This is a genomic window from Pseudomonas sp. S09G 359, from assembly GCF_002843605.1.
Classification (GTDB): Bacteria; Pseudomonadota; Gammaproteobacteria; order Pseudomonadales; family Pseudomonadaceae; genus Aquipseudomonas.
This window is the reverse complement of record NZ_CP025263.1, coordinates 2652980-2678576: the sequence shown is the minus strand read 5'-3', so window position 1 is coordinate 2678576 and position 25597 is coordinate 2652980. Positions and strand designations below refer to the sequence as shown.

The following is a 25597-nucleotide window of genomic DNA, read 5'->3' as shown; positions in this document are numbered from 1 at the left end:
GTTTCGGCGCCCATCAGACCTCAGGCCAGGGCAAATTACAACGTTATCGACGGTCAGGCTTCAGCCCTGGGCCACGCGCCGCAGATTGGTCGCCGCCGGCCGTACGTTCGGGGTCTCCACCGCCACACCGAGCAGGCCCAGCAGGCGTGCGCGGATAGCCTGGAACCCCTCCTGGCCGGTGTCCCGTGCTCGGGGCAGATCAATGCGCAGTTGCTCGGCGATCTTGCCATCGGCCAACACGATCACGCGGTCGGCCAGCAGGATCGCCTCATCCACATCGTGGGTCACCAACAACACCGCCAGGGTGTGCTTGCGCCACAGTTCAATGATCAGTCGGTGCATCTTGATGCGGGTCAAGGCGTCGAGGGCGGCGAAAGGCTCGTCCAACAGCAGCAGCTTGGGCTCGCGCACCAGGCCGCGAGCCAGGGCCACGCGCTGCGCCTCGCCGCCGGAAAGGGTTGCCGGGTAAGCGTCCAGGCGGTGCGCCAGGCCGACTTCGGTCAAGGCTTGCACCGCGCGGTTTTTCGCGTCGGGAACCCGCAGGCCGAGAATCACGTTTTTCCAGGCGCGCTTCCACGGCATCAGGCGCGGCTCCTGAAACACCGCTGCCCGCGCCGTGGGCACGCGCAGTTGGCCGCTGTCGATGCTGTCCAACCCAGCCAGGCTGCGCAGCAAGGTGGTCTTGCCCGAACCGCTGGCCCCGAGCAAGGCCACGAACTCGCCGGGGGCGATGTCCAGGTCCAGGCCATCGATGACCCGTTGTTGGCCAAACTGGCGCACCACGTTACGCAGCTGCACCGGCGCTTCACTCATAGGCATATCAGTTCCTCACAAAAGATGGGCGCCAGGCCAGGGCGAAGCGTTCGAGGGTGCGGATCAGGCCGTCGATCAACAGGCCGAGCACGCTGTAGATCAGCAGGCAGATCACGATGACGTCGGTGCGCATAAAGTCGCGCGCATCACTGGCCAGGAAGCCAATGCCGGCGGTGGTGTTGATCTGCTCGACAAACACCAGGGCCAACCACGAGATGCCCAGGGCATAGCGCAGGCCGACAAAAAACGATGGCAATGAACCCGGCAGGATCACATGCCAGATCAGCTCGCGGCGGTTGAGGCCGAGGGTGTTGGCCGCCTCGATCAGCTTGGGGTCTATATTGCGGATGCCGGCGAACAGGTTGAGGTACACCGGGAAGGTGGTGCCGGTCACGATCAGCGCGATCTTGGTGAACTCGCCGATGCCGAACCACAGGATAAACAGCGGCACCAGGGCCAGGGACGGGATGGTGCGCAGCATCTGCATCGGCGAATCGAGGATCACCTCGCCGCGCCTCGACAGGCCGCTGATCAACGCCGCCACCACGCCGAGGCTGACGCCGATACTCAAGCCGAACAACGCGCGTTGCAGGGACACCAGCAGGTGCTTGCCCAGCTCCCCGGACACGATCATCGCCCACAAGGTGCCGCCGATCTGCGAAGGCGCGGCGATCACCCGTGAAGGAATCCAGCCCAGTTGCGAAGCCAGCTCCCACAGCAGCAACAGGACGATGGGGCTGGCCAGCCGCAGCAGCACGTCCGGGGTGCGCCAGTTGCGCACCGCGCTCGGGCGGCTCTCGGCTTTATTGATGGAGAACGTCTCGGACATCAGGCTTCCTTTCTCAAAAGACACGGCCGGGAGCGCCGTTATGGTTTGATGCTAAGCGCATAAAAAACCGCAGTGAAAGTCTTTATAGGAATAACCTAATGCATTCAACATGCAAATTACTGATACACAGGCAAATACATGATTCTACTTTTTAATAATTAGGTTAGAACCAATCGGCATTTTACAGGCCCTGGCCCTGCCCCTACTTTGGACGCGAATAACCGACCCCTTGCCCGGCGGAGGTGTTAACCGCGAACACGATAAGGACAGACCATGAGCATTGAATTCATCGGCTACATCGGCGGCCACCACGCTTCCGAGATCCACCCGCGCAGCGGCCCTACCCTGCAACCGGACTACGTGGAAACCGTGGCCCGCGCCCACGAAGAAGCCGGTTTCGACCGCGCCCTGGTGGCCTTCCACTCCAACAGCCCGGACAGCACGCTGATCGCCTCCCATGCCGCCAGCGTGACCCGGAAGCTGCAGTTTCTGATCGCCCACCGCCCAGGTTTTGCCCAGCCCACCCTGGCTGCACGTCAGTTTGCCACCCTGGATGTGTTCAACGGCGGGCGCACCGCCGTGCATATCATCACCGGCGGCGATGACCGTGAACTGCGCGCCGATGGCAGCCATATCGGCAAGGACGAACGCTATGCGCGTACCGACGAATACCTGAGCGTGGTGCGCCAGGAATGGGCCAGTGAACAGCCGTTCGATTTTGCCGGCACCTACTACCAGGTCGAAGGCGCGCACTCCACGGTGAAGTCGCCGCAGCAGCCGCATATCCCGCTGTACTTCGGTGGCTCTTCCAAGGCTGCGATTGAAGTGGCGGGCAAACACGCCGACGTGTATGCGCTGTGGGGCGAAACCTATGAGCAGGTACGCGAAATCGTGACCCAGGTGCGCGCCGAGGCGGCCAAGCACGGGCGCACGATTCGCTTCAGTTTGTCGCTGCGGCCGATTCTCGCCGAGACCGAAGAACTGGCGTGGGCGCGCGCGGACAGCATCCTGCAGCAAGCCACCGCGCTGGCCGAGAAGAACGGTTTTGTACGGCGTGAACCGCCGAATGAAGGCTCACGCCGGTTGCTGGCGGCGGCGGCGCAGGGCTCGCGGTTGGACAAGCGTTTATGGACCGGGATTGCCGGTTTGCTGGGCGCGCAAGGTAACTCGACATCGCTGGTGGGCACGGCCGAGCAAGTGGCTGAAGCGCTGGTGGATTATTACGATCTGGGGATTACCACCTTCCTGATCCGTGGCTTTGATCCGCTCAATGATGCGATCGATTACGGCAAGAAGCTGATTCCGCTCACCCGCCAGTTGATCGCAGAGCGCGAGCAGGCCAAACAAGTGGCCTAAAGAACACTGCAAAACAATTGTGGGAGGGGCGGTGCGACGATTCGACTTGCCCCCGATGGCGGTGGATCAGTCATAGGTATTGTGACTGACAGTCCGCTGTCGGGGGCAAGTCGAATCGTCGCACCGCCCCTCCCACATTTTGATCTTCATTTGGTCCTGGATCAGTTTTTGTAGTCGCTATCACTGCGCTCCAACTGCCGGATCAACGCATTCCAATGCCGCGCTACGCCGGGGCCTTCACCGCTGCTGTGCGCCTTAGCCTGTTCTTCCACTTTCGCCACCACCTCGTGTGGCGGAAACACCAACTCCGCATTCCCCGCCGCCTGCGCCGCGATCTGGATATTGCACGCGCGCTCCAGGCCTTGCAGTTGCTGGAAGGCATGCTCGACGCTGATACCTGCGGTCAGCAAGCCATGGTTACGCAGGATCATCACGCTCTTGTCACCCAGGTCCGCCACCAGCCGCTCACGCTCGTCCAGGTCGAGGGCGATGCCTTCATAACCGTGGTACGCCACGCGCCCGGAAAAGGCGATCGAGTGCTGGGAGATCGGCAGCAAGCCGTCCTTCTGCGCCGACACCGCAATGCCGTCACGCGTATGGGTGTGCAACACCGCTTGCAGGTCATGACGCGCACCGTGGATGGCGCTGTGGATCACGTAGCCGGCGTAGTTGATACCCAGGCCGGTAGGGTCGTCGACGATGGTGCCGTCGAGGTCGACCTTGACCAGGTTGGAGGCGTTGATTTCATCGAACAACAAGCCAAAGGCGTTGATCAGGAAATGCTCTTCCGGGCCCGGCACGCGGGCGGAAAAGTGCGTGTAGATATGGTCGGTCCACTTGTACAAGGCCGCCAGGCGATAAGCGGCGGCCAATTTGACGCGCACTTCCCATTCTTCTGGAGTAACGCGCTGGCGAACATTGTTGGAAACGCTGGAGATCGAGGTGACGCTGCTCATGGCAAAACTTCCTGGATGGCCTTAAGGACTTCCAGGTAAGCCTAGGGGATGCAAAAAAATAATAAAAAGCACATTTTAATCTAAGCTAATTATTATATTTTTTTATATCAGAAACAGCCCTTATGCCGCGTTGCGAATCTTGTGCAGCGAATCCGCCACCAGTTTGCCAAACGCATCCACCGGCCCCTGCAGGTTGCCGAGGAAATGCGGGTAGATCAGCCACAGGTCCATCACCGGCTTGAAGTCCTTGAGCGGCATCACCGCCAGTTGCTCGCGATGGGCGCTACGTTCCAGCAACGGGCGTGGTACCAGGCCCAGGCCCAGGCCGTCCGCCACCAGGCCCAATTGCAACTCGGTGCCGAAGGTTTCCAGGTTGACCCGCAACGCCAGGCCCTGGTCCGACAACGTGCGTTGCAGGCCAGCGCGGAAGCCGCAGCCATCCGGGTTGAGGATCCAGCCGCTCTGGTACACGTCGGCCAGCTTGCAGGGCTTTTTCGGCAGTTGAGCCTTGGCGCAGACCACCACCAATTCCATCTTGCCAATGGACTCGCCCACTACGTTATCCGGGAATATCTTGCCCGCTGGGAACAACGCCACCGCGGCATCCAGCTCACCGCGCTCGATCTTGCCCACCAACTGGCTGCCCCAGCCGGTGGCGACCTGGGCGCGCAAGTCGGCGTATTCAGTACGCAGGTGCTTGAGCGCATCCAGCAACACCACATCACCAATAGTTTGCGGCACACCCAGGCGCAACAGGCCGGTGGGCGGTGCATCGGTGGCCACCAGCTCGCGCAGGGCATCCATCTCACGCAGGATCAACCGGCATTGCTCATAAACGCGCGTGCCGATCAGCGTAGGCTTGAGCGGTTTGGTGTTGCGGTCGAACAGCTCCACTCCCAGCGCCTGCTCGAAGTTCTGCACGCGGCGGGTAATGGCCGGCTGGGTCAGTTGCAACGACTCGGCGGCATGGCTGATGGACTGGCAACGAATCACTTCGACAAAGGCATCGATATCGTCAATTTTCATTTGGGCCGCACATAGAGAACAGTCATTAAGATGTGTGCGAAGCATAGTTGCAGGAACGCTGTCTGGATAGCCCGCGCTGCGATCGATAACGTCTAACGCTATGCAGACCGGTTCTAAATTACCTTCAGCTATAAGCTAATCATTAAAAAATAGCATATTAACTATAAACATTATGCTTAGATAAACCCATCAACTGCGACCACACGATGGAAGTGCCATGACCCAGGCCCGACACCCCGAGAGACTCAGAGCCTTTATAGGCGCCCTGGCGGAATTGATTGACGGCAACCCGCGTGAAGGCGACCTGTTGCACCGTGGCGGCAAGCTTCTGGCGCAACTGGTCAGCCATGATGACTGGCTCCCCGATGAATTTGCCCAGCCCAACCCCGAGCGCTACCAGCAATTTCTACTGCATGCCGATTCGCGCCAGCGCTTCAGCATCGTCAGCTTTGTGTGGGGGCCGGGGCAAAGCACGCCGATTCATGACCACCGGGTGTGGGGGCTGATCGGCATGTTGCGCGGCGCGGAGTTTTCCCAAGGCTTCGAGCGCGCGCCCGACGGCAGCCTGGTGGCTGAAGGCAAGCCCATCGAGTTGGTGCCGGGCCAAGTCGAGGCGGTGTCGCCCAAGGTCGGCGATATCCATCAGGTGAGCAATGCCCACAGCGACCAGGTGTCCATCAGCATCCATGTCTACGGCGCCAATATCGGTGCCGTGCGCCGCGCGGTGTACCAGCCCGATGGCAGCGAGAAACTGTTTATTTCCGGTTATTCCAACGCCTTCCTCCCGAATATCTGGGATTTGTCCAAAGAAAAGAGCCCTGCCCTATGAGCACCGTATCGACCCGAAGCTTCGCCCAGATTCGCCAGGCCCTGTTGGACCGTGCAGAAGTCGCCCTGGTAGACGTGCGCGAAGAAGCACCGTTTGCCGAATCGCACCCATTGTTTGCCGCGAATATCCCGTTGTCCAAACTGGAGCTGGAGGTGTATTCACGCATTCCACGGCGGGATACCCAGGTCACTGTGTACGACAACGGCGAGGGGCTCGCTCAGCGTGCGGCCGACCGCTTGCAAGCCTTGGGTTACACCGACGTCGCCCTGCTGGAAGATGGCTTGGCAGGTTGGCGCAACGCCGGTGGCGAGCTGTTTATCGATGTGAATGTGCCGAGCAAGGCGTTTGGCGAGTTGGTCGAGAGCGAGCGTCACACGCCGTCCCTGGCCGCCGAAGAGGTGCAGGCACTGCTCGACAGCCAGGCCGATGTGGTGGTGCTCGACGCCCGCCGCTTCGACGAATACCAGACCATGAGTATCCCCACCGGTATCAGCGTGCCCGGTGCCGAGCTGGTGTTGCGCGCCCGCGAGTTGGCGCCCGACCCGGCCACGCGCATCATCGTCAACTGCGCCGGACGCACCCGCAGCATTATCGGCACCCAATCGCTGATCAACGCCGGCGTGGCTAACCCGGTATCGGCCCTGCGTAACGGCACCATCGGCTGGACATTGGCCGGGCAAAAACTCGCCCATGGCCAGTCGCGCCGCTTTGCCCCGACCTCGGAAGAACATCGCCAAGTCGCCGCCGCAGATGCACGCCGCGTCGCCGACAAGGCCCGCGTCGGCCGCGCAACGCTCACTGACCTGCAGCGCTGGCAGCAGGAAACGAACCGCACCACCTACCTGTTCGATGTGCGCACCCCAGAGGAATTCGATGCCGGCCACCTGCCTGGGGCACGCTCCACCCCGGGCGGTCAGTTGGTGCAGGAAACCGACCATGTCGCCAGCGTGCGCGGTGCGCGCCTGGTGCTGGCGGATGACGACGGTGTGCGCGCAAATATGTCGGCCTCCTGGCTGGCCCAGTTGGGCTGGGACGTGCACGTGCTGGACGACCTGCAAGCCACGCACTTCAGCGAAAAAGGCGCCTGGGTTGCCCCGGTGCCCGCCCCGCCCCAGGCCGAACTGATCAGCCCGCACACCCTCGCCGAATGGCAGGCCCATGGCGACACCGTGGTGCTGGATTTCACCGCCAGCGCCAACTACGTAAAACGCCATATCCCCGGCGCCTGGTGGGCCCTGCGTGCGCAACTGCCCGCGGCCCTGGCCAAGGTGCCGGCCGCCCAACGCTACGTGCTGACCTGTGGCAGCAGCCAATTGGCACGCCTGGCGGTGGCTGAAGTTGAAGCCATCACCGGCAAACAAGTGTTCCTGCTGCAAGACGGCACGGCCGGCTGGATCAACGCGCAACTGCCGCTGGAAGAAGGTGAAACCCACCTCGCCTCCCCGCGCATCGACCGCTACCGCCGGCCCTACGAGGGCACCGATAACCCCAAGGAAGCCATGCAGGCGTACCTGGATTGGGAATTCGGCCTGGTCGACCAACTGGCCCGCGACGGCACCCATGGTTTCTATGTGATCTGATCCATGACCTACCTGCACCCACCCTGGGTGCAGGCCCCACATCCGACCCCTCTCCAGGCGGAGGCTGAACCCACACACGAGAGGACACCCGCATGCCCCTGCAAATCACCCGCCTGGAACCCACCCTCGGCGCCGAAATCGCCGGCATCGACCTGCGCGAACCACTGACCCCAGCCTTGCGCGACCAGCTGCGCAACCTGCTGCTGAAGCACAAAGTGCTGTTCTTTCGCGAGCAGGACATCAACACCGAACAGCAGATCGCCTTCGCCAAGGAATTCGGAGAGCTGTATGTGCACCCCACCACTCAACAGAACGACCCTACGCGCCCGCAGGCCCATCTGATCGAAGCCCAGGACGAGCGCAAGCTCTACGGCCCGCGCATCAGCGGGCGCTGGCACACCGACACCAGTTGGTTGCTGCAACCCACCCTCGGCGCCGTGCTGCGTGCGGTGGATTTGCCGGAAGTCGGCGGCGATACGCTGTGGGCCGACACCGGCGCCGTGTACCGCGCGCTGCCGGATGAGCTGCGCGCCGAAATCGATGACCTCCATGTGGTCCACGACTTCAAGAAGTCCCTGGACAAGGTTGGCTACGACTACCCGATCCTCGCCCACCCGCTGGTGCGCACCCACCCGGAAACCGGGGAAGACGGCCTGTTCATCAACTTCTCGCAGAACCCCTCGGTGATCGGCTGGACACCCCAGCAAAGCAAGCAACTGATCGACCGTCTGCTGCTGGAATTCAACAAGCCGGAACACCAGGTGCGCTTCAAATGGCGGCCGGGTTCCGTGGCGTTCTGGGACAACCGCTCGACCCTGCACTACCCCGTCTACAACTACGGCGACTACCCGCGCCGTATGGAACGGGTACTGATTGCCTACGACGATATTCCGCATCGGGTCAGGGCTGCCAACGCGGCCTGAGCACTTTCTCAAAGTTCAACACTGATCCCACTGTGGGTTGCGATCCCCTGTGGGAGGGGGCTTGCCCCCGATGGCGGTGCATCAGTCACAACACCTGTGGCTGACACTCTGCTATCGGGGGCAAGCCCCCTCCCACAGGGGGTCGCAACCACAGGCGGGGTAGCGGCGTTTTATCGTCTTCAGGAATCTGCTCCATGCCCCCATTTCGCATTCAATACTGCGCAGCCGCGCTGAGCCTGCTCGCCGTTACCGTCCCGGCCCAAGCCGAAGACAGCGACAAAACCCTGGGTACCGTGGTGGTCACCGGCAACCGTGGCAACCAGGCCCGCACTGTCGCTGACAGCCCCTCGCCCATCGACGTGATCAGCGCCGAACAGTTGCAAGCCAGCGGCAAGGTCGGCCTCAAGGAGTTGCTCGCGCGCCTGCTGCCGTCGTTCAACCTGCCAGCGATCAACGGCGGCGGCACTTCATGGTCGGTGCGCGGGGTGACCATGCGCGGGCTGTCGGGGGACCAGGTGCTGGTGCTGGTGAATGGCAAGCGCCGCCACAACACCGCGCTGATCAATAACCTGGCACGCATCGGCACGGCGGCGGTGCCGGTCAACCTGGACCTGATCCCGGTATCCGCCATCGACCATATCGAAGTGCTGCGCGACGGCGCCTCCGCGCAATATGGCTCGGATGCGATTGCCGGGGTGATCAACATCATCCTCAAGGAAAACGACAGCGGCGGCAGCGCCGAAACCTCCTTCGGCCGCTACGGCGCAGGTGACGGTGACACCGTGCACCAGACCGTCAACTACGGCCTGGCACTGCCCAACGACGGTTTCGCCAACCTGGCGCTGGACAGCAAGGAGCAGGAACCTTTCAACCGCACCGGCAGCGCCACCGGCCGGCTCTATGGCACCGCCGCCAACCCCGACAGCCGCGACCAAAGTGTCAACCGCCACGGCTGGAACCCTAGCTACGGCCTGGGCCGGGAGAAGGTCACCAACGCCAGCTACAACCTCGAATTACCGTTGCAGGACGACCTCAAGTTCTACTCGTTCTCCACCGCCAGCTACATGGAAACCACCAAGGTCACCGGCAACTACCGCCCCAACGAAATCACCTCGCTGGCCGGCGATCCGAACACGCCCTACCCCGACGGCATTCACGCCCAACGACGCAACCGCACCAAGGACTTCCAGGTGGCGGGCGGCTTCAAGGGGCTCGTCGGCGGCTGGGACTACGACATCAGCTCCACCTGGGGCGAAGACGATTCCACCCTCAACGCCAACAACACGTTGAACCCGTCACTCGGCCCCAGCAGCCCGACCTCCTTCAACCTGGCCTCGCAGATCTTTGACCAGTGGACCAACAACCTCGACCTCAGCCGCAGCTTCGACATCGGCCTGGACCATCCGCTGCAAACCGCGTTCGGCTTTGAGTACCGCTGGGAGAAATACCAGATCGAGGCCGGTGACTATGCCTCCTATACGCCCGGCAATTATGTACTGCCCAGCGGTCCGTTCGCCGGGCAAACACCCCTGCCCGGCCTGGCCTCCTACAACGGCACCAGCACCGCGGATGCCGGCGAGATCAGCCGCAGCAACGTCGCCAGTTACCTCGACCTGGGCCTGGACGTGACCGACCGCTGGTACGTCGGCGCTGCTGCGCGCTACGAGCGCTACACCCAGGACATCGGCAGCACCTGGAGCGGCAAGTTGTCGACGCGTTTCAAGCTCACCCCCGAATTCGCCCTGCGCGGCACCATCAACAATGGCTTTCGCGCGCCGTCGTTGGCGCAGACGATTTATGCCTCGTCCACCTTCACCTCCGGCGGCGTGATCAACGGCCAGCAGGTGTCGGTGCCGGTCAAGGTGCTGCCGGTGGACACCGCCGAAGCCCAGGCCCTGGGCGCGGAAAAACTCAAGCCCGAGAAGTCGCTGAACTACAGCTTCGGCTTCACCTACGAACCCACGCAGAATTACCGGCTGACCACCGACCTGTACCAGATCGGCATCCGTGACCGCATCGTTTCCACCAGCCTGCTCGGCGGGCCGGCGGTGTCGCAGATCCTGGTCGCCAACGGCCTGTCGCCGGGGCTGTACGCGCAGTACTACACCAACGCCGTCGACACCCGCACCCGTGGCGTCGACATCATCAACGAGTACCGCCAGCAGTTGGACCAATACGGCCAAGTGCGCTGGAGCCTGGCCTACAACTGGAACCAGACCAAGATCGAAAAGCTCCAAGACACCCCACCCGCGCTCGCCAGCCTGGGCTCCAACTACCAGATCTTCGACCGGCGCCTGCAAAAGGACCTGACCGTCGCCACGCCACAATCCAAGCTGATCCTGGCGGCCAACTGGAAGGTGACGGCCTACACCCTCAACCTGGCCCTGACCCGCTTCGGCAGCTACATCGAGGGCGACAACAACCCGATCAACGACCGCAAATTCAGTGCCAAATGGATCAGCGATGTCGATGCGGCCTACGACATCACCAAGCACTTTACCGTGGCCCTGGGCGCCAACAACCTGTTCAACGTGTACCCGGATAAAAAGGGCATCAAGGACTGGGCCGGTGGCTATGAGTACGGGCAATTCTCGCCGTTCGGCTTCGGTGGTGCGTATTACTACACGCGCCTGGCGTACAACTTTTGAGGCCTGGGTGATGACCGAGTTGAAGTGCGATGTATTGATCGTCGGCGGCGGTCTGGCCGGCACCTGGGCCGCCATCGCCGCCGCCCGCGAAGGCGTCAAGGTGATCCTGGTGGACAAGGGTTACTGCGGCACCAGTGGCGTGACCGCCACCGCCGGCCCTGGCCATTGGTGGGTACCGCCCGAAGACCGCGCGGCCGCCATCGACAAACGCCTGGGCAGCGCGTATGGCCTGGCCGATGCGCGTTGGATGGCCCGCGCCATCGACACCACCTGGACCAGCCTGCCAGGGCTGCGCGACTATTACGCGTTCCCGCAGAACGACCAGGGCGTGACTCAGTATCGCGGCCTGCGCGGCCCGGAATACCTGCGCGGCCTGCGCCGTCGGGTACTCGACATCGGCGTGACCATTCTCGATCACCACCCCGCCCTGGAACTGCTGCGTGACGACCACGGCACAGTCGTCGGTGCACGGGGTTGGCGGCGCCAGGCCGGGGGCAACTGGTTGATCCGCGCCGGCGCGGTGGTGCTGGCCACCGGTGGTTGTGCGTTCCTGTCGCGCCTGCTGGGCAACCACACCAACACCGGCGACGGCTACCTGATGGCAGCCGAAGCCGGCGCTGAGCTGTCGGGCATGGAGTTTTCCAACTACTACTGCATTGCCGCCGCCGGCAGCAGCATGACCCGCTCGATGGTGTACAGCTTTGGCGAGTACTTCGACGCGGCGGACCGCCCGCTGGGGATCGCCACCGGCCCTGCGTTTACCGAGGACCTGGCCCGGGCGCTGCTCAATGGCCCGGTGTATTGCCGCCTCAACCGGGTGCCGGCGGATATCCGCGCGCAACTGCCGAGCATCCAGCCCAACCTGATGCTGCCGTTCGCTCGGCGCGGGGTTGACCCGTATCGCGAGCGGTTTGGCGTGACCTTGCACCCCGAGGGCACCATCCGCGGTGTCGGCGGTTTACGGCTGATCGACGACGATTGCCAGACCAGCGTGCCCGGCGTATTCGCCGCAGGTGATGCCGCCAGCCGCGAACCGATTGCCGGCGCCACCTCCGGCGGCGGCGCGCAGAACTCGGCGTGGGCGCTGTCCACCGGACAATGGGCCGGGCGTGGCGCCGCGCAGCTGGCACGCCAGAAAATAGCGTATCACGGCGTAGTGCGTGGCTTTGACGGCGCAGCGAGCGATGGCGCCGGGCTGATTCAACGCATCCAGGCCGAAGTCCACCCGCTGGACAAAAACCTGTTTCGCTCAGGCAACCAATTGGAACATTCGCTGCGTGAGCTGGACAACATCTGGGACCAGGTCAGCGCCGGCACACCCGCCGCCGACAACCCTCTGCGCGCCCGCGAAACCGCCGCCATGGCCGCCACCGCCCGCTGGTGCTACACCGCCGCCGCCCTGCGCAAGGAGAGTCGCGGCATGCATCAACGCAGCGACACACCGGTGCAGAGCCCGCGGTATGACGGGCATTTGCGGCTGTCCGGCGTGGCGCAGGTCCAAGCGCGCTTCGATCCACTTGTGTCCAGCCAATGAACGTCCCCTGTGGCAAGGGAGCTTGCTCCCGTTGGGCGGCGCAGCAGCCCCAAAAAAGCGGGAGCGCTGCGCACTCCAACGCGAACAAGCTCGCTCGCCACAGGTCATTTACCCGAGGTTCTCAACCATGCTCGAACTGATCTACTCCGACCGGTGCAACGGCTGCGGCCAGTGCGTCGCCGTGTGCCCCACCAATGTGCTGGCGCTGGATGCCCACGGCACGCTGCGCATCGCCCAGCAACAGGCCTGCCAAACTTGTTTTATGTGCGAACTGTATTGCAGCAGCGACGCTTTGTACGTCGACCCGGACGCTGAGCAACTGCGCCACCCTGACCCGGTGGCAGTACGGGAGGCGGGTTTACTCGGGCAGTACCGGCGGGATTCTGGCTGGGATGAATGGGCAGATGATCCGCGCCATCAGAATGAGCATTGGCGGATGGATGGGATATTTGCGTTGGCCCGAAGCTTCGGGAGGAGCATCAAATGATGGGTGCCTCACTTCAGACCTGGCTGTCCAAATACGGAGATCGAAACACCTCAAAATGCAGATTGCTCTTTTCTTTTGGAAAGCAAATATCTGCATCATCTTCCGAGACTAAATACATGTAGTAGTCATAGCCGAAATGAAACTCACAAACCGGCGATTTCAGTTTGCACCCCAAATTTCTCACGCTGTCCGCTGCTTTCCAAAATCCCCCGTTATGTTTATCTACGTCAGGGGTAATGTACTTAAGTTTGGCAGGCGCCTTACTGTTCAGATAAATCGGCTGTCCGTGTGATCGCTCGTTGATTTTAATGTACCTGAGCCGCTTCGCCCATTCGGTATGTATGCAGCTCCAACCCCACGGATCAATCCAACCAATCGGGTTAGGCGCATAGCGATAAAGGTTGAACCCTCCCATCAACCCAATCGGATCCGGCGTCGTAAACCGCCCCACCTCCGGGTCATAAAACCGGAAAGTGTTGTAGTGCAGTTCCGTCTCCCGATCCAGGTACTGCCCTTGAAACCGCAGGTTCTGTTCTTCAACAACGTGCGGTTCCCGCACCTCTTCAGTCGTGTTACCCCACACCTGATACCGCGCCCGCCATACGGATTGCCTTTGTCCGCGCCGGTTTGGCGCATGCCGATGCCCACCACCGCACCGACAACCGCGCCCAACACATCCGCCAGCATCGAGCTGTGCAAGAGCGCATCGCCCTCGCGAGCAGCCCAAGGCGTGTCAGTCATGTGCAACGATCCCTGTTGGAAAAGCCCAGGATCAAATCACGTGGCTGTGCCCTTGCTCAGGTGAGCCTTTCCGAGTCATTCGTAGGAAAGCTCCGATGACCCACCAACCAAATGCAATTAGCGAATAATCAACCAGAACATAATCAATTATTTTAATAATTAACATATAACCAAAAAGAACTTCACAGCGAGTTTTTATGGGAATAACGTTAACCCCTCACCGACCCCTTCTCCAGGCGGAGGTAGCCGAACCTTTTTTCGATCCTCCTGGAGCTTGCATCCCATGGTCTTTACCACTCCGTTCAAACGCCTGCTCCTGGGTACCGCCCTGGCCCTTGGCCTGATCAGCACTGCACACGCCGCCGACCTGCAACCGCTGCGGGTGGCCAACCAGAAGTCCACGATCAAGGCGCTGCTGGAAGTCTCTGGCGAAACCAAGAACGTGCCCTATGAAATCCAGTGGTCGGAGTTCCCGTCCGCCTCGCCCCTGGGCGAAGCGTTGAATGCCGGGGCCGTGGACATCGGGGCGCTGGGTGATGCGCCGTACGTATTCGCGCTGGGTGCCGGCGCGTCGCTCAAGGTGGTCAGCATCATCCATGCCGAAGGGCGTAACACCACCGCCGTGCTGGTGCCCAAGGATTCGCCGATCAAGACCGTGGCCGACCTCAAGGGCAAGAAAATCGTCACCGGGCGCGGTTCCATCGGGCATTACCTGGCGATCAAGGCCCTGGCCAGCGCCGGCCTCACCACCAAGGATGTGCAGTTCATTTTCCTGCTGCCCAGCGAATCGCGCCTGGTGCTGGATAACGGCACCGCCGACGCCTGGGCCACCTGGGACCCGTACACCACCGTGGTCACCTCGCAAAGCCAGGCACGTGTGTTGATCAGCGGCAACAAGCTGCTCAGCAACCACCTGTACCTGGCGGCCACCAGCCAGGCCATCGCCGACAAGCGCCCGCAACTGGACGATTTTGTCGCACGCCTGGACCGCGCCTACGCCTGGGCCAACACCCACCCCAACGAATACGCCGCCGCCCAGGCCAAGATCACTGGCCTGCCCCTCGCTGTGCATGAGGAAGTGGCCAAGGACACCCACCTGACGCCCGTGGCCATCGACGACGCCGTTATCAGCGGCTTGCAAGCCACGGCCGACACCTATCAAAAAGAAGGCCTGCTGACCAAACACATCGACGTGTCGCAAGGTTTCGACAAGAGCTTCAACGCCAAGCGTGTCCCACTTTCCCAAGCGTCTCGCTAAAGGAGCAGAACATGAGCAAGCAACGTCAATTGAAACCCCGCCATTTGAAACTTGGCGCCATGGTCCACGGTGTGGGCCACGGCTGGGGCGAATGGCGCCACCCGAACGCGCAACCGAATGCCAGCACCAACTTTGCGTTCTACAAGCAGCAGACTGAACTGGCTGAAGCGGCCAAGTTCGACTTCGTGTTTATCGCCGACAGCCTGCATATCCACGCCAAGTCCAGCCCGCATTACCTTAACCGTTTTGAGCCGCTGACCATCCTTTCCGCCCTCGCGGCGCTGACCACGCATATCGGCCTGGTCGCCACCGTGACCGTCAGCTACACCGAACCCTACCAGGTGGCGCGCCAGTTCTCGTCCCTGGACCATATCAGCGGCGGCCGTGCCGGCTGGAACGTGGTCACCTCGTGGCTCAGCGGCACCGCCGATAACTTCGGCAAGGCCGAACACCCGCCACACGCCGTGCGCTACCGCATCGCCAAGGAGCACCTGAATGTGGTCAAGGGCCTGTGGGATTCCTGGGAAGACGACGCCTTTGCCTACAACAAGCAGAGCGGCGAGTTCTTCACCCCGAGCAAGCTGCATGCACTGAATCACAAGGGCGAGTTTTTCTCGGTCAAGGGCCCGCTGAACATCGCGCGTTCGCGCCAGGGCCAGCCGGTGATTTTCCAGGCGGGCACCTCGGAGGCCGGGCGTAACTTCGCCGCCGAGAACTCCGATGCAATCTTTGTGCATGTGGAAAGCATCGAGGAGGGCCTGGCCTACACCCAGGACCTGAAACGCCGCGCCAAAGGCTTTGGGCGTGACGTCGACAGCCTGTCGATCCTGCCGGGTATCCGCCCGATTGTCGGCCGCGACGAGGCCGAAGTGGAAAGCCGGTATCAGCAGGCCGTGGACCTGGTCACCGTGGAAGACGCCATCGTCGCCCTCGGCCGCCCGTTCAACGACCATGATTTCAGCCAATACCCGTTGGACGCACCGTTTCCGGAACTCGGCGACCTCGGCGCCAACAGCCAGAAAGGCGGCTCCGACCGTATCAAGCAACTGGCCAAGGACGAAGGCCTGACCCTACGCGAAGTGGCCTTGCGTTTCTCGCGGCCCAAGCGTGATTTTGTCGGCACCCCGGAGCAGGTCGCCGATGCGATCCAGACCTGGTTCGAAAGCGGCGCCAGCGATGGTTTCATCATCAATTCAGTGCTGCCGGATGGCTTGCAGTACTTCACTGAACTGGTGGTGCCGGTGTTGCAACAGCGCGGCCTGTTCCGCGCCGAATACACTGGCCACACCCTACGCGACAACCTGGGCCTGGACGCACCGGCCAACCGTTACAGCGTCGAGGTTGAAGAACCCCAGGAGGCGCTGGCATGAGCGACTCCCTCAACCGTGAGTTGGCTGCTCTGCACGCCGAGCGTGTAGCCACGTGGGCGCCGGCGGCGCTGCAGATCAATATCGACCAGCGCCAGCGCCTGGTGGATGAGGCCCGGCCGGACGCCTACGTGCAGGTCGGCGATGAGCTGGATCCGTTCACCCTGCTTAACGTGGAAGGCGGCGAACTGACCCGCGAGCTGCTGCTGGCCGACGGGCCGGCGGTGCTGATCTTCTTCCGCTTTGCCGGTTGCCCGGCGTGCAATATCGCCCTGCCCTATTACCAACGCCAGCTCTTCCCACGCCTGCGTGAGTTGGGCGTGCCGCTGGTGGCGGTCAGCCCGCAAGTGCCTGAGCGCCTGGTGGAAATCAAGACCCGCCACAACCTGCAACTGCTGGTGGCCAGCGACCCGGATAACAACCTCGGGCGGCGCCTGGGCATCCTCTACAGCTTCGATGAGGCGTCGCGTAATGCGGCGTTGGCCAAGGGCAATCACATCGGCGAAACCACCGGTACCGGTACCTGGGAATTGCCGCAGCCGACGGTGGTGGTGATCGCCCAGGACGGCACTGTGGCATTTGTGGAGGTCAGCCCGGACTGGTTGGTGCGTACTGAAGCCGAGCCGGTGTTGCAGGTGGTTGAGCGCTTAGTGGGTGAGCAGCCTGTACGCATCGCTATCTAAGACCACACCCCCAGATTTTGACCGAGTACATTGATCATGACTTCATCGTCTCAACCGTCTCTACGCTCCGTGGAAGTCGCCAACTTCGAAGCTTTACTCGAACGCCTGACCACTGAACTGGCGAGCACCGCGCACCTGTACGACGAGAGCGGCGCCTTCCCCCACGCCAACTTCCAATTGTTGCACCAACACGGCCTGGTCGCCCTCACCGTGCCCAAGACCCTGGGCGGCGGCGGTGCCAGCCTGCCCCAGGCGCGCAAGGCGATCAGTGCGATTGCCAAGGGGGAACCCTCCAGCGCACTGATCCTGGTGATGCAGTACCTGCAACACACGCGCCTGCAAGACAGCAAGACCTGGCCGCAACACCTGCGTACCCAGGTGGCCGAAGACGCCGTGCGCAACGGCGCGCTGATCAATGCGCTGCGCGTCGAACCCGACCTTGGCACGCCGGCGCGTGGCGGCCTGCCGGCGACCACCGCCGTGCGTACCGTTGATGGCTGGCGCATCAGTGGGCGCAAGATCTACTCCACCGGCAGCCATGGCCTGAGCTGGTTCAGCGTGTGGGCGCGCAGTGACGACGCCGACCCGTTGGTAGGCGCCTGGCTGGTGCCCAAGGACAGCCCCGGCGTGAGCATCATCGACACCTGGGACCACCTGGGCATGCGCGCCACCTGCAGCCATGAAGTGGTGCTCGACAATGTGCTGGTACCGCTGGACCACGCCGTCAGCGTCAGCCCCTGGAGCGCGCCGTCGCCGGAGCTGGATGGCGAGGGGTTCCTATGGATGTCGGTGTTGCTGGCTTCGGTGTATGACGCCGTGGCCCAGGCCGCGCGGGACTGGCTGGTGAACTGGCTGGAACAACGCCAGCCGTCCAACCTCGGTGCCGCGCTGGCCACATTGCCGCGCTTCCAGGAAACCGTCGGCCATATCGACACCCTGCTGTTTGCCAACCGCAGCCTGCTCGACGCCGCCGCCGAGGGCCACACCCCGGCCGCCAACGCGGCGCAGTTGAAGTACCTGGTCACCAACAACGCTATCCGCGCCGTAGAGCTGGCCATCGAGGCGTCCGGCAACCCCGGTCTGTCGCGCCACAGCCCATTGCAACGGCATTACCGCGACGTGCTGTGTAGCCGCGTGCATACCCCGCAGAACGACGCCGTGCTGCAAGGCGTCGGCAAAGCCGTCTTCGCTCAACGCCAGAAGGAACGCACATGAGTCAGGTGATTATTGCCAGCCAGTTGGACGAGGACTACAACGACGTCATTCGTCAGCGCCTTGCCGCGATTGACCCCGACGCCCAGGTGATCGGCGTGCCCGCAGGTGTGCCGAGCGACCTGCCGCCCCAGGCGAATATCCTGTTGCTGCGCCCGATCAACGTGCGTGGCTATACCGCTCCCGACACCCCGCCACCCGGCTGGCCCTACGGCGCGCAGTGGGTGCACCTGGTGTCGTCGGGCATCGACTTTTACCCGCAATGGCTGTTCAACGGCCCGCCAGTCACCACCTCCCGAGGCAGCGCTGCCGACAATCTGGCCGAGTTCGCCCTGGCGGCGATCTTTGCAGCCTCCAAGCATTTGCCGGATATTTGGGTGAAGGACGCGCAGTGGAACTTCACCGCCTTGCGCCCGCTCAAGGGCACCACGCTGGGCATCCTCGGTTTTGGTGCGATTGGCGAAAGCCTGGCGCAAAAAGCCCTGGCACTGGGCCTCAACGTGGTCGCGCTGCGCCACAGCCAGGCGCCGTTCGGCGCGGGTGTGGAAGCGGCCAAGGATATCCACGACCTGTTCTCCCGCGCCGATCACCTGGTAGTGGCGGCACCGTTGACCGAGGCCACGCGGCATATCATCAACCGCGATGTGCTGGGCAGCGCCAAGCCGGGGCTGCACTTGATCAATATCGCGCGCGGCGGTTTGCTCGATCAGGAGGCACTGTTGGAGGCGCTGGATAATGGCCAGATCGGGTTGGCGTCATTGGACGTGACCGAGCCGGAACCGTTGCCGGATGGGCATCCGTTGTACACCCATCCAAGGGTGAGGCTGTCGCCGCATACGTCGGCTATTTCGACGAATAGCAAGCAGGAGATTGCCGATACATTCCTGGCGAACCTCGAGCGGTATGTTGCCGGGCAGGAGTTGGCGAACCTGGCGAATAAATAAGGTCGAACAAGGTTCAATATCTGGGAGGGGGCTTGCCCCCGATAGCGGTGGGTCAGTCAATATCCCTGGAGACTGACACACTGCAATCGGGGGCAAGCCCCCTCCCACATTTGATTTGTGCAGGCCTGAAAATATAATCAGACTTGTGCATTTTACGCACCAACAAGATGCATATTATTAATACTTAACATATAACAAAACGGACTTTTACGAACGCCTTTCATATCCATATCGTTACCACCAGCACCGACCCCTGACCAGGTGGAGGCCTTGCCAACCACCACATTCTCAGGGGATTACCATGAGCCATACCCTCGCGCCCAACCGTCTCACCCTCGCCGTGTCACTCGCCCTGTTCGGCGCCTATGCCCAGGCCGACGACGCCGCCCTGCCGGTCGTCAACGTCACCGCCGAGCACCGCAGCGAAGACCTGCAGAAAACCCCGCTGGCGATTTCCGCGTTTGACGAAAAAACCCTCGACGACAAGCAGATCCGCAGCGTGCGCGACCTCTCCGGCCAGGTGCCGAACCTGACCCTCAGCCGCCAGTCGATCTCCTACAGTGCACAGACCTACGGCATTCGCGGCATCGGCGAAACCGACCCGATCCAGGAAGCCGCCGTGGCCGTGTATGCCGACGACCTGTACATCCCCCGGGCGATTTCCTCGATGCTGGATTTCAACGATGTGGAGCGCGTCGAAGTGCTGCGCGGCCCACAAGGCACGCTGTACGGACGCAACAGCAGCGCCGGCGCGATCCGCGTGATCACCCGCGATCCCAACCAGGAAACCCGCGGCTTCGTCGAACTCGGCGCAGGCAATTACAACGCGCAGAACGGCCGCTTCCTGATCAGCGGCCCGCTGGTGGACAACGCCTTGTTCGGCAGTTTTTCGGCGATACGCCTGACCCGCGACGGCACCGTGTCCAACCCTACGCGGGACAAGGACGTGAACAACGTGGATATCCAGTCCTATCGCGGCAAGCTGCGCTACAAGCCGGAGGACTCGCCATGGGATGTGCAACTGACGCTGGCCGGCACCTTTGACCGCGGCGATACCACCAGTTATTCACCGTTTGATGCCAATGGGCGCTTTGACAAGTTCAAGAGCTACAGCAGCCTCGACCCGAAAAACCGCCTCGACCAGGGCAGCTCGGTGCTGCGGGCGATCTACGCGGTTGACGACCATTTGAACTTCAAGTCGGTCACCGCCTGGTCGTCCTTCAATCAGCCGGTGGACTACGACAACTCAGGCCAGGCCGCGCTGATCCAGAACAACCTGATCCTCTACAAGCAGAACTACGCCACCCAGGAATTCCAGCTCAACGGCGACTACGATAACTTCAGCTTCAGCACCGGCCTGTACCTGTACCGCGAGCGGTTCGACGCCGACCGCGACAACCTCACCTACTCCATCGCGCGCAACCGCGTGATCGGCCAGGGCCAATACAGCACCACCAACACCGAAAGCTACGCGCTGTATGGCCAGGGCACTTACAAAGTCACCCCGCAACTGTCGCTGATCGCCGGCTTGCGCTTTACCCGCGAGCACAAGAACTTCGAGTTCACCAACTATGCGATCAACACCGACCGGCAGATCACTGGCACCAACTTCACGGCTGAATCGAGCAAATCCTGGCAGTCCACCAGCCCGAAAATCGGCTTCGAATACGCCTGGACGCCGCACCTGAACCAGTACGCTTATGTCGCCAAGGGTTTCAAGGCTGGCGGCTATGACAACCGCGCCCCCACGGCCGCTGCCGCCGAGCAGGCGTTCTCACCGGAAGACGTGACCACCTGGGAGACCGGCTTCAAGGGTGACTTCTTCGACCAACGCCTGCGCGCCAACGTGGCGTTGTTCTACAACGACTACAAAGAACTGCAGACCAACGCCTACGACCCGGCGCTGGGGGTGAGCCTGCGCACCAACGTCGGCCAGGCCCACACTTACGGCGTCGAGTTGGAAACGATCACCGCGCTGACCCAGGCCCTGCAACTGACCGCCAACCTCGGCTACCTCGAGAGCCAGTACGACGACTTCCAGAACGCCAGCGGCGCCGGGGTAGACGCCAATGGCAAGCAACTGGTGTTCTCGCCGCGCTGGAACGCCAGCGTCGGGGTCAACTACACCATCCCTGCCGGGTTGCCAGGTACGTGGCTGGCAGGCACCGATGCGCAGTTCCAGACCAAGTCCTATGCCAACGCGCTGAACGACGATATCCAGGAAGTGCCGCAGCAAACCTTCTGGAATGCCAACACCCGCTATATCAGTGGCGACGGCCACTGGACCACCACCCTGGCGGTGAAAAACCTGCTGGACCGCGCCTACCCGCAGTCCGTTGGCTACGTGCCGTCCAGCGGCGCACGCTACTACTCGGTCAACGACCCGCGCACGCTGTTGCTGTCGGTGCGCTACGATCTCTGACCACCCCAACCAACCTGTGGGAGCGGGCTTGCTCGCGAATGCGGTACATCAGATATACATGTGTTAACTGACACACCGCATTCGCGAGCAAGCCCGCTCCCACATTGGATCGTGGGGCGTTATTTGATGCGGTAGTGGAAAGTGTTGCGCACCGCCGGCACGGCCACGGGCTTGCCGTCAACGATCCTTGGCTGGTAGCGGAAGGTATTCGCCGCCGCCAATGAAGGCCGCATAAACAGCGGGTGACAACCGTCCAGCACCTTGGGGTTTTCCACGCGGCCCTGGGGGTTGACGGTGTACTCCACCGAGCAGTCGCCTTCGATGTTCTTGTCCAGGGCGCGCTCGGGATAGTCCGGTGCTTCCTTGCTCAGGGGTTGGTATTGGCGGCTGTCGAACGCCGGCGCCGGTGCAGGCGTGGCGACGCGGGGTTTTTCTGCGGCCAGTCGTGCCTGGTCCAGGCGTTGCTGCTCCAGCTCGCGGTTGCGTTGCTCAGTGGCCAGGCGCTGCTGTTGCTGTTCGATTTTCTTGTCTTCGACGCGTTTGCGCGCCAACGCGGCCTTCTCGAGTTTTTGCGCCTGGATCTGCGGGTCGACCGTGGGTTTCGCCGGCACGGGAACAGGCACGACCACCGGTTCAGGCGGCACCGGCGCAACGGGCTCAGGCACAGGCGCTGGCGCTGGCGCCGGGGGCAACATCACCAGTTGGGTATGCATCACCCGCGGCGCCTCCACCACCGGTTTCTGCGCCGACCAGCCGAGCATCAACGCCGCCAACACACCCACGTGCAAGGCTACCGCCAGGCTCGCGGCGAAGCTGTTTCTCCAGAATCCGGACGTCTGCCGGGGCGCTATCGCAAGGGTTGGACTGTGCATGATCATCGCCGTCATTGCGGGGCCTCGGTCACCAGCCCGAGGTTACTGACACCGCCTTTCTGCAACACCGCCATGGCGGCCACCACACGACCGTAGCCGGCGTTATCGTCAGCGCGGATATACACCTGCGTGTCACTGCGCGCCGCCACCACCTGCATGACCTTGGCGCCCATTTCATCCAGGCTCACGGCGCTGTCGGTCTGGTGCTGGGTGTCGAGCTCACCGCCGAGGTTCCAGTAGTAACCGCCATCGGCCTTCACCGACAGCGTGAGGATCTGTTGGCGGGTATCGGTGGCCAGGGCCTCGGCGGCGACCTTGGGCAGTTCGATCTTCACGCCTTGGGTCAGCATCGGCGCGGTGACCATGAAGATCACCAGCAGCACCAGCATCACGTCGATATACGGCACCACGTTCATTTCGGCCTTGGGCCCGTGCTTGCGTTGCGGCCTTACTAACATGGGATCGCTCCGGTTCAGGCGGCTACGGCCAGGTTGATCGGCGTACCGCGCAGGGTGCGGTGCAGGCGCACTTGCAGCTCATTGCCAAAGGCGTAGTAGCGGGTGAGCAAGGTCTGGCTGCGCGCCGCAAAGCGGTTGTAGGCGATCACCGCCGGGATGGCCGCAAACAGGCCGATGGCCGTGGCGATCAAGGCTTCAGCGATGCCCGGCGCCACCGTGGACAGCGTGGCCTGTTGCACCTGGGACAAGCCCAGGAACGAATTCATGATGCCCCACACCGTGCCGAACAGGCCGATATACGGGCTGACCGAACCCACGGTCGCGAGAAATTGCAGGCCCTTTTCCAACTCCAGTTCCTGCTCGGTGATCGCCACCTGCAGCGCGCGCTCGACACCTTCAAGCACTGCCGGATCATGGCTGTGCAGGTGCTGGTATTCCTGGACCCCGGCGATAAACACCGGGGCAATGCCGCCCTCGCCTGCCTGTACGGTTTCTCGGCACAACAGGGGTAAATCCGACGCGGCACGAAAGCGCTGGGTAAAGGTGTTCATCTGGCGCTCCAGGCGGCGCAATACGCCGCCGCGCTGGATGATCAGGTACCAACTGAGCAATGACGCCAGCAGCAAGGTGACCATCACGGCCTTGACCAACAGGCTGGCGTCGCTGATAAGGCCCCAGATCGTCATATGTTCCATCGTCGCGTGCATGGTGATGTCCTATTCGATTAAAAAGTAATGACCGGGTGATGACGGTTCAGGGCAATTTCAGTGCACGGGTCACGTCGGCCCAGGGCACAAACTTGAAGTTCTGGGTTTGCTCAGGCATGCGCTTGCGCCCGTCCTGCACCACCAGCATGCCCTGGCTCCACGGGCCGCCGAGGTTGATGGCCGTCACTTCCAGGCCATCGGTTTCCGAAGCACCATCGATGCCGGCGGCGGCGTTCAGGCCAACACGGAAAGCACCATGGACGGCAAACGGTGGCTCGGCATCCACCACCAGGTAGCTGTCGTTGCCTTGGCTGGAAATCACCAGGTAGTCGCGCTTATCGCTTTGGTACAGCGCCAGGCCTTCCACATCCGCATGCAACTGCGGGCCAACCTTGATCACGCTGGTGAGCGTGGCCGGTTGCTCGGCGCGGGCGTCCACCGCCCACACGCCGACGTCTTCCTCGCCAAGAAACAGGCGCTGGCGCTGGTCGTCGGCCACACAGCCTTCGGGCTGGCTGTCGACTTTGAACTGGCGCACCAACTCGCCCTGCACATGCCCGTCCGGCGCGCTGAGGCGGTATTGCAAAAAGGTGCCGTCCTTGCCGTTGGCAATCGCGTAGATCTCACCGCTGGCCGGCTGGAACAGGCAGATGCCGTAGATTTCCTTGAGCGGCGTGGGGACTTCACCGGCTTCACGCAGCTCGCCGCTCTGGCGGTCGATGCTGAACAGGCTCAGGCTGTTGTGATCGCGATTGCTCGCCACGGCCAGGTCGACGGTGTGCTGGCCGAGCTTGAAGCTGGGGCGCACATCCACATTGTTCAGGCGACCGACTGCCAGCTCCTGCAACAACTTGCCGTCGAGGTCGTAGGCCAGCAGGCCCTGCTTTTTATTGGTGCCGAGCACACGGCTCTTGGCCGGGGTTTCAGGGTGAATCCAGATCGCCGGGTCATCCGCCGCATCGCCCTGGCGGCCCACCGGATCGGTTTGACGCACGGCGGCCACTTCCGCCAGCACCGGTTCGGCGGCGACCGGCTTGGCCTGCCAGTCGAGTCTGGCCTGGTACAGCTTGCCGCTGTCATCATCACGCACCAGCACTTGGCGACCATTGACCGCCAGTTGTTCGGGCTCTTTCAGGCCAGGCAGGCTCAGGCTCGATTGCTCGACCCAACGCTCGCCGGTGTGCTGGAACAGGTGCAATTGCGCGGTCTTGGGGTCCAGCGCAACCACCCCACCCGGCACCAGTGCCATGGCCCCGGCTTCGCGCTTGGGGTTGTCGAACAGCGCCACCGGCGTGCGTTTCACCTCGGCTTCCGGGTGCGCCGGGTAGGCCCACCAGCCGACGTTTTCTTCATTCACCAGCAACTGGTGCGTGGCGTCGTCCACCTGGCAGAACTGTGCCGACGGCGGCAGCGGCAGGCCGCGTACGCGCTGGGGCTCACTCAATAATGTGGCGCCATTGCCCACCAGCCATTGCTCGCCCTTGCCCTCTTCGCCCACCAGGAACACAAACAGGTTGGCCGCCGTGTCGCGGTACAGGCACAGGCCATTCACCGGGTAGTCGCGGGTGGGCAGGTACAAGGGTTTGCCGAAGCTTTTGTTGGCGCTATCCAGGCTGACCAGCAACGCCTGTTGGCGGTCGTTATCGAGGCTGGCGACCAGTACCTGGGCACCGGCGGCGCGGGTGTCGAGACTGCTGAAGTTGCCGTTGAAACGCGCCAGTTCGGCACCCTTGTTGTCGAGCAACTGCAGCCCGTTGCGGGTGCCGGCGGCCAGGCGTTCGCTGCCGTTGGGCAGGAAGACCACGGCTTCGGCGCTCAGGCTAGGAGCCCAAGGGGTCAGGGCCAGGTCGGCGGCGAATGCGTTGCCGCCGGTAGCCAGGGCGATCAGCAGATACAGCTTGGAAATTCTCATGAACGAACAAATCCTTCGAGAACAATAGAGATCCATGTGG

21 protein-coding genes and 2 pseudogenes are annotated in these 25597 nt (G+C 62.5%); 13 read left to right on the top strand and 10 right to left on the bottom strand.

Translation table 11 applies throughout. The features are described 5' to 3' along the window. Positions 1–60: 60 nt before the first annotated feature. On the bottom strand, positions 61–819 hold the full coding sequence (locus tag CXQ82_RS12010) for an ABC transporter ATP-binding protein (RefSeq protein ID WP_101269140.1): 759 nt from the start codon (positions 817–819) through the stop codon (positions 61–63). Position 820: 1 nt separating this feature from the next. Beyond that, positions 821–1642, bottom strand: coding sequence for an ABC transporter permease (locus tag CXQ82_RS12005; RefSeq protein WP_101269138.1), 822 nt, complete (start codon positions 1640–1642; stop codon positions 821–823). 273 nt (positions 1643–1915) lie between these two features. On the opposite strand from CXQ82_RS12005, the gene CXQ82_RS12000 reads away from it, so the two are divergent. Then, entirely contained in the window at positions 1916–2998 is a 1083-nt protein-coding gene (locus CXQ82_RS12000) for an LLM class flavin-dependent oxidoreductase (protein WP_101269136.1), read from the top strand. 161 nt (positions 2999–3159) lie between these two features. Here the strand turns inward: CXQ82_RS12000 and CXQ82_RS11995 are convergent, their stop codons facing one another. Together CXQ82_RS11995 and CXQ82_RS11990 are read right to left on the bottom strand one after the other, a co-directional pair. Beyond that, the gene (locus CXQ82_RS11995) at positions 3160–3954 is read right to left on the bottom strand and encodes a class II aldolase/adducin family protein (RefSeq protein WP_101269134.1); all 795 of its coding nucleotides are present in this window, start codon (positions 3952–3954) and stop codon (positions 3160–3162) included. 120 nt (positions 3955–4074) lie between these two features. After that, the gene (locus CXQ82_RS11990) at positions 4075–4980 is read right to left on the bottom strand and encodes a LysR family transcriptional regulator (RefSeq protein ID WP_101269132.1); all 906 of its coding nucleotides are present in this window, start codon (positions 4978–4980) and stop codon (positions 4075–4077) included. A gap of 217 nt (positions 4981–5197) precedes the next feature. Here CXQ82_RS11990 and CXQ82_RS11985 point away from each other — a divergent pair, with 217 nt between their 5' ends. The 6 genes from CXQ82_RS11985 (at position 5198) to CXQ82_RS11960 (ending at position 12981) form a co-directional block, all read left to right on the top strand. Beyond that, a complete protein-coding gene (locus CXQ82_RS11985) occupies positions 5198–5809 on the top strand; it encodes a cysteine dioxygenase (RefSeq protein ID WP_101269130.1) in 612 nt (203 codons plus the stop codon). Next, positions 5806–7389, top strand: coding sequence for a rhodanese-related sulfurtransferase (locus CXQ82_RS11980; RefSeq protein ID WP_101269128.1), 1584 nt, complete (start codon positions 5806–5808; stop codon positions 7387–7389). Before CXQ82_RS11985 ends, CXQ82_RS11980 begins: the two co-directional genes overlap by 4 nt. A 92-nt stretch (positions 7390–7481) precedes the next feature. Next, on the top strand, positions 7482–8312 hold the full coding sequence (locus CXQ82_RS11975) for a TauD/TfdA family dioxygenase (RefSeq protein ID WP_101269126.1): 831 nt from the start codon (positions 7482–7484) through the stop codon (positions 8310–8312). Between the two features lie 194 nt (positions 8313–8506). Next, the gene (locus tag CXQ82_RS11970; RefSeq protein ID WP_101269124.1) at positions 8507–10960 is read left to right on the top strand and encodes a TonB-dependent siderophore receptor; all 2454 of its coding nucleotides are present in this window, start codon (positions 8507–8509) and stop codon (positions 10958–10960) included. Positions 10961–10970: 10 nt separating this feature from the next. Next, on the top strand, positions 10971–12494 hold the full coding sequence (locus CXQ82_RS11965; protein ID WP_101269122.1) for an FAD-dependent oxidoreductase: 1524 nt from the start codon (positions 10971–10973) through the stop codon (positions 12492–12494). 127 nt (positions 12495–12621) lie between these two features. Then, positions 12622–12981 carry a ferredoxin family protein gene (locus tag CXQ82_RS11960; RefSeq protein WP_101269120.1) on the top strand — a complete coding sequence of 120 codons (360 nt, stop codon included), beginning with the start codon at positions 12622–12624 and terminating at the stop codon, positions 12979–12981. Between the two features lie 13 nt (positions 12982–12994). On the opposite strand, the pseudogene CXQ82_RS31910 reads toward CXQ82_RS11960, so the two are convergent. Then, positions 12995–13297: pseudogene (locus tag CXQ82_RS31910) on the bottom strand (toxin C-terminal domain-containing protein); the annotation flags it as partial. Between the two features lie 27 nt (positions 13298–13324). After that, positions 13325–13588, bottom strand: a pseudogene (locus CXQ82_RS31905) (RHS repeat-associated core domain-containing protein); the annotation flags it as partial. 417 nt (positions 13589–14005) lie between these two features. On the opposite strand from CXQ82_RS31905, the gene CXQ82_RS11950 reads away from it, so the two are divergent. From CXQ82_RS11950 to CXQ82_RS11925, 6 genes are all read left to right on the top strand, one after another. After that, on the top strand, positions 14006–14980 hold the full coding sequence (locus CXQ82_RS11950; protein ID WP_101269118.1) for an ABC transporter substrate-binding protein: 975 nt from the start codon (positions 14006–14008) through the stop codon (positions 14978–14980). Positions 14981–14991: 11 nt separating this feature from the next. Beyond that, positions 14992–16350 (top strand): LLM class flavin-dependent oxidoreductase, encoded by a 1359-nt coding sequence (locus CXQ82_RS11945; protein WP_101269115.1) that lies wholly within the window; start codon positions 14992–14994, stop codon positions 16348–16350. Continuing rightward, entirely contained in the window at positions 16347–17030 is a 684-nt protein-coding gene (locus tag CXQ82_RS11940; protein ID WP_101269111.1) for a peroxiredoxin-like family protein, read from the top strand. The genes CXQ82_RS11945 and CXQ82_RS11940 overlap by 4 nt, the downstream gene beginning before the upstream one ends. A 36-nt stretch (positions 17031–17066) precedes the next feature. Continuing rightward, positions 17067–18245 carry an acyl-CoA dehydrogenase family protein gene (locus CXQ82_RS11935; protein ID WP_101269109.1) on the top strand — a complete coding sequence of 393 codons (1179 nt, stop codon included), beginning with the start codon at positions 17067–17069 and terminating at the stop codon, positions 18243–18245. Then, positions 18242–19186, top strand: coding sequence for a D-isomer specific 2-hydroxyacid dehydrogenase family protein (locus CXQ82_RS11930; RefSeq protein WP_101269107.1), 945 nt, complete (start codon positions 18242–18244; stop codon positions 19184–19186). Before CXQ82_RS11935 ends, CXQ82_RS11930 begins: the two co-directional genes overlap by 4 nt. A gap of 301 nt (positions 19187–19487) precedes the next feature. After that, a complete protein-coding gene (locus CXQ82_RS11925) occupies positions 19488–21608 on the top strand; it encodes a TonB-dependent receptor (protein ID WP_101269105.1) in 2121 nt (706 codons plus the stop codon). Positions 21609–21727: 119 nt separating this feature from the next. Here CXQ82_RS11925 and CXQ82_RS11920 read toward each other — a convergent pair whose 3' ends face one another. From CXQ82_RS11920 to CXQ82_RS11905, 4 genes are read right to left on the bottom strand one after another with little or no spacing between them, the layout of a single operon-like run. Further along, positions 21728–22495, bottom strand: coding sequence for an energy transducer TonB (locus CXQ82_RS11920; RefSeq protein WP_101269103.1), 768 nt, complete (start codon positions 22493–22495; stop codon positions 21728–21730). Further along, positions 22492–22938, bottom strand: a complete 447-nt coding sequence (tolR, locus tag CXQ82_RS11915; RefSeq protein ID WP_032889397.1) for a protein TolR — start codon at positions 22936–22938, stop codon at positions 22492–22494. The genes CXQ82_RS11920 and tolR overlap by 4 nt, the downstream gene beginning before the upstream one ends. 14 nt (positions 22939–22952) lie before the next feature. Beyond that, complete coding sequence (gene tolQ, locus CXQ82_RS11910; RefSeq protein WP_101269101.1) at positions 22953–23645, bottom strand: protein TolQ; 693 nt, start codon at positions 23643–23645, stop codon at positions 22953–22955. A 46-nt stretch (positions 23646–23691) separates the two neighbouring features. Beyond that, a complete protein-coding gene (locus tag CXQ82_RS11905; protein ID WP_101269099.1) occupies positions 23692–25557 on the bottom strand; it encodes a phytase in 1866 nt (621 codons plus the stop codon). Positions 25558–25597 lie beyond the last annotated feature (40 nt).

Bases quoted from the DNA above. Each gene is read 5' to 3' on its own strand.
- CXQ82_RS11950 (WP_101269118.1), top strand. From the start codon at position 14,006: ATGGTCTTTACCACTCCGTTCAAACGCCTGCTCCTGGGTACCGCCCTG.
- CXQ82_RS11975 (WP_101269126.1), top strand. From the start codon at position 7,482: ATGCCCCTGCAAATCACCCGCCTGGAACCCACCCTCGGCGCCGAAATC.
- CXQ82_RS11960 (WP_101269120.1), top strand. From the start codon at position 12,622: ATGCTCGAACTGATCTACTCCGACCGGTGCAACGGCTGCGGCCAGTGC.
- CXQ82_RS11940 (WP_101269111.1), top strand. From the start codon at position 16,347: ATGAGCGACTCCCTCAACCGTGAGTTGGCTGCTCTGCACGCCGAGCGT.
- CXQ82_RS11925 (WP_101269105.1), top strand. From the start codon at position 19,488: ATGAGCCATACCCTCGCGCCCAACCGTCTCACCCTCGCCGTGTCACTC.
- CXQ82_RS11945 (WP_101269115.1), top strand. From the start codon at position 14,992: ATGAGCAAGCAACGTCAATTGAAACCCCGCCATTTGAAACTTGGCGCC.
- CXQ82_RS12010 (WP_101269140.1), bottom strand. From the start codon at position 819: ATGCCTATGAGTGAAGCGCCGGTGCAGCTGCGTAACGTGGTGCGCCAG.
- CXQ82_RS12000 (WP_101269136.1), top strand. From the start codon at position 1,916: ATGAGCATTGAATTCATCGGCTACATCGGCGGCCACCACGCTTCCGAG.
- CXQ82_RS11905 (WP_101269099.1), bottom strand. From the start codon at position 25,557: ATGAGAATTTCCAAGCTGTATCTGCTGATCGCCCTGGCTACCGGCGGC.
- CXQ82_RS11965 (WP_101269122.1), top strand. From the start codon at position 10,971: ATGACCGAGTTGAAGTGCGATGTATTGATCGTCGGCGGCGGTCTGGCC.
- CXQ82_RS11990 (WP_101269132.1), bottom strand. From the start codon at position 4,980: ATGAAAATTGACGATATCGATGCCTTTGTCGAAGTGATTCGTTGCCAG.
- CXQ82_RS11920 (WP_101269103.1), bottom strand. From the start codon at position 22,495: ATGACGGCGATGATCATGCACAGTCCAACCCTTGCGATAGCGCCCCGG.
- CXQ82_RS11930 (WP_101269107.1), top strand. From the start codon at position 18,242: ATGAGTCAGGTGATTATTGCCAGCCAGTTGGACGAGGACTACAACGAC.
- CXQ82_RS11985 (WP_101269130.1), top strand. From the start codon at position 5,198: ATGACCCAGGCCCGACACCCCGAGAGACTCAGAGCCTTTATAGGCGCC.
- CXQ82_RS11970 (WP_101269124.1), top strand. From the start codon at position 8,507: ATGCCCCCATTTCGCATTCAATACTGCGCAGCCGCGCTGAGCCTGCTC.
- CXQ82_RS11995 (WP_101269134.1), bottom strand. From the start codon at position 3,954: ATGAGCAGCGTCACCTCGATCTCCAGCGTTTCCAACAATGTTCGCCAG.
- CXQ82_RS11980 (WP_101269128.1), top strand. From the start codon at position 5,806: ATGAGCACCGTATCGACCCGAAGCTTCGCCCAGATTCGCCAGGCCCTG.
- tolQ (WP_101269101.1), bottom strand. From the start codon at position 23,645: ATGCACGCGACGATGGAACATATGACGATCTGGGGCCTTATCAGCGAC.
- CXQ82_RS11935 (WP_101269109.1), top strand. From the start codon at position 17,067: ATGACTTCATCGTCTCAACCGTCTCTACGCTCCGTGGAAGTCGCCAAC.
- tolR (WP_032889397.1), bottom strand. From the start codon at position 22,938: ATGTTAGTAAGGCCGCAACGCAAGCACGGGCCCAAGGCCGAAATGAAC.
- CXQ82_RS12005 (WP_101269138.1), bottom strand. From the start codon at position 1,642: ATGTCCGAGACGTTCTCCATCAATAAAGCCGAGAGCCGCCCGAGCGCG.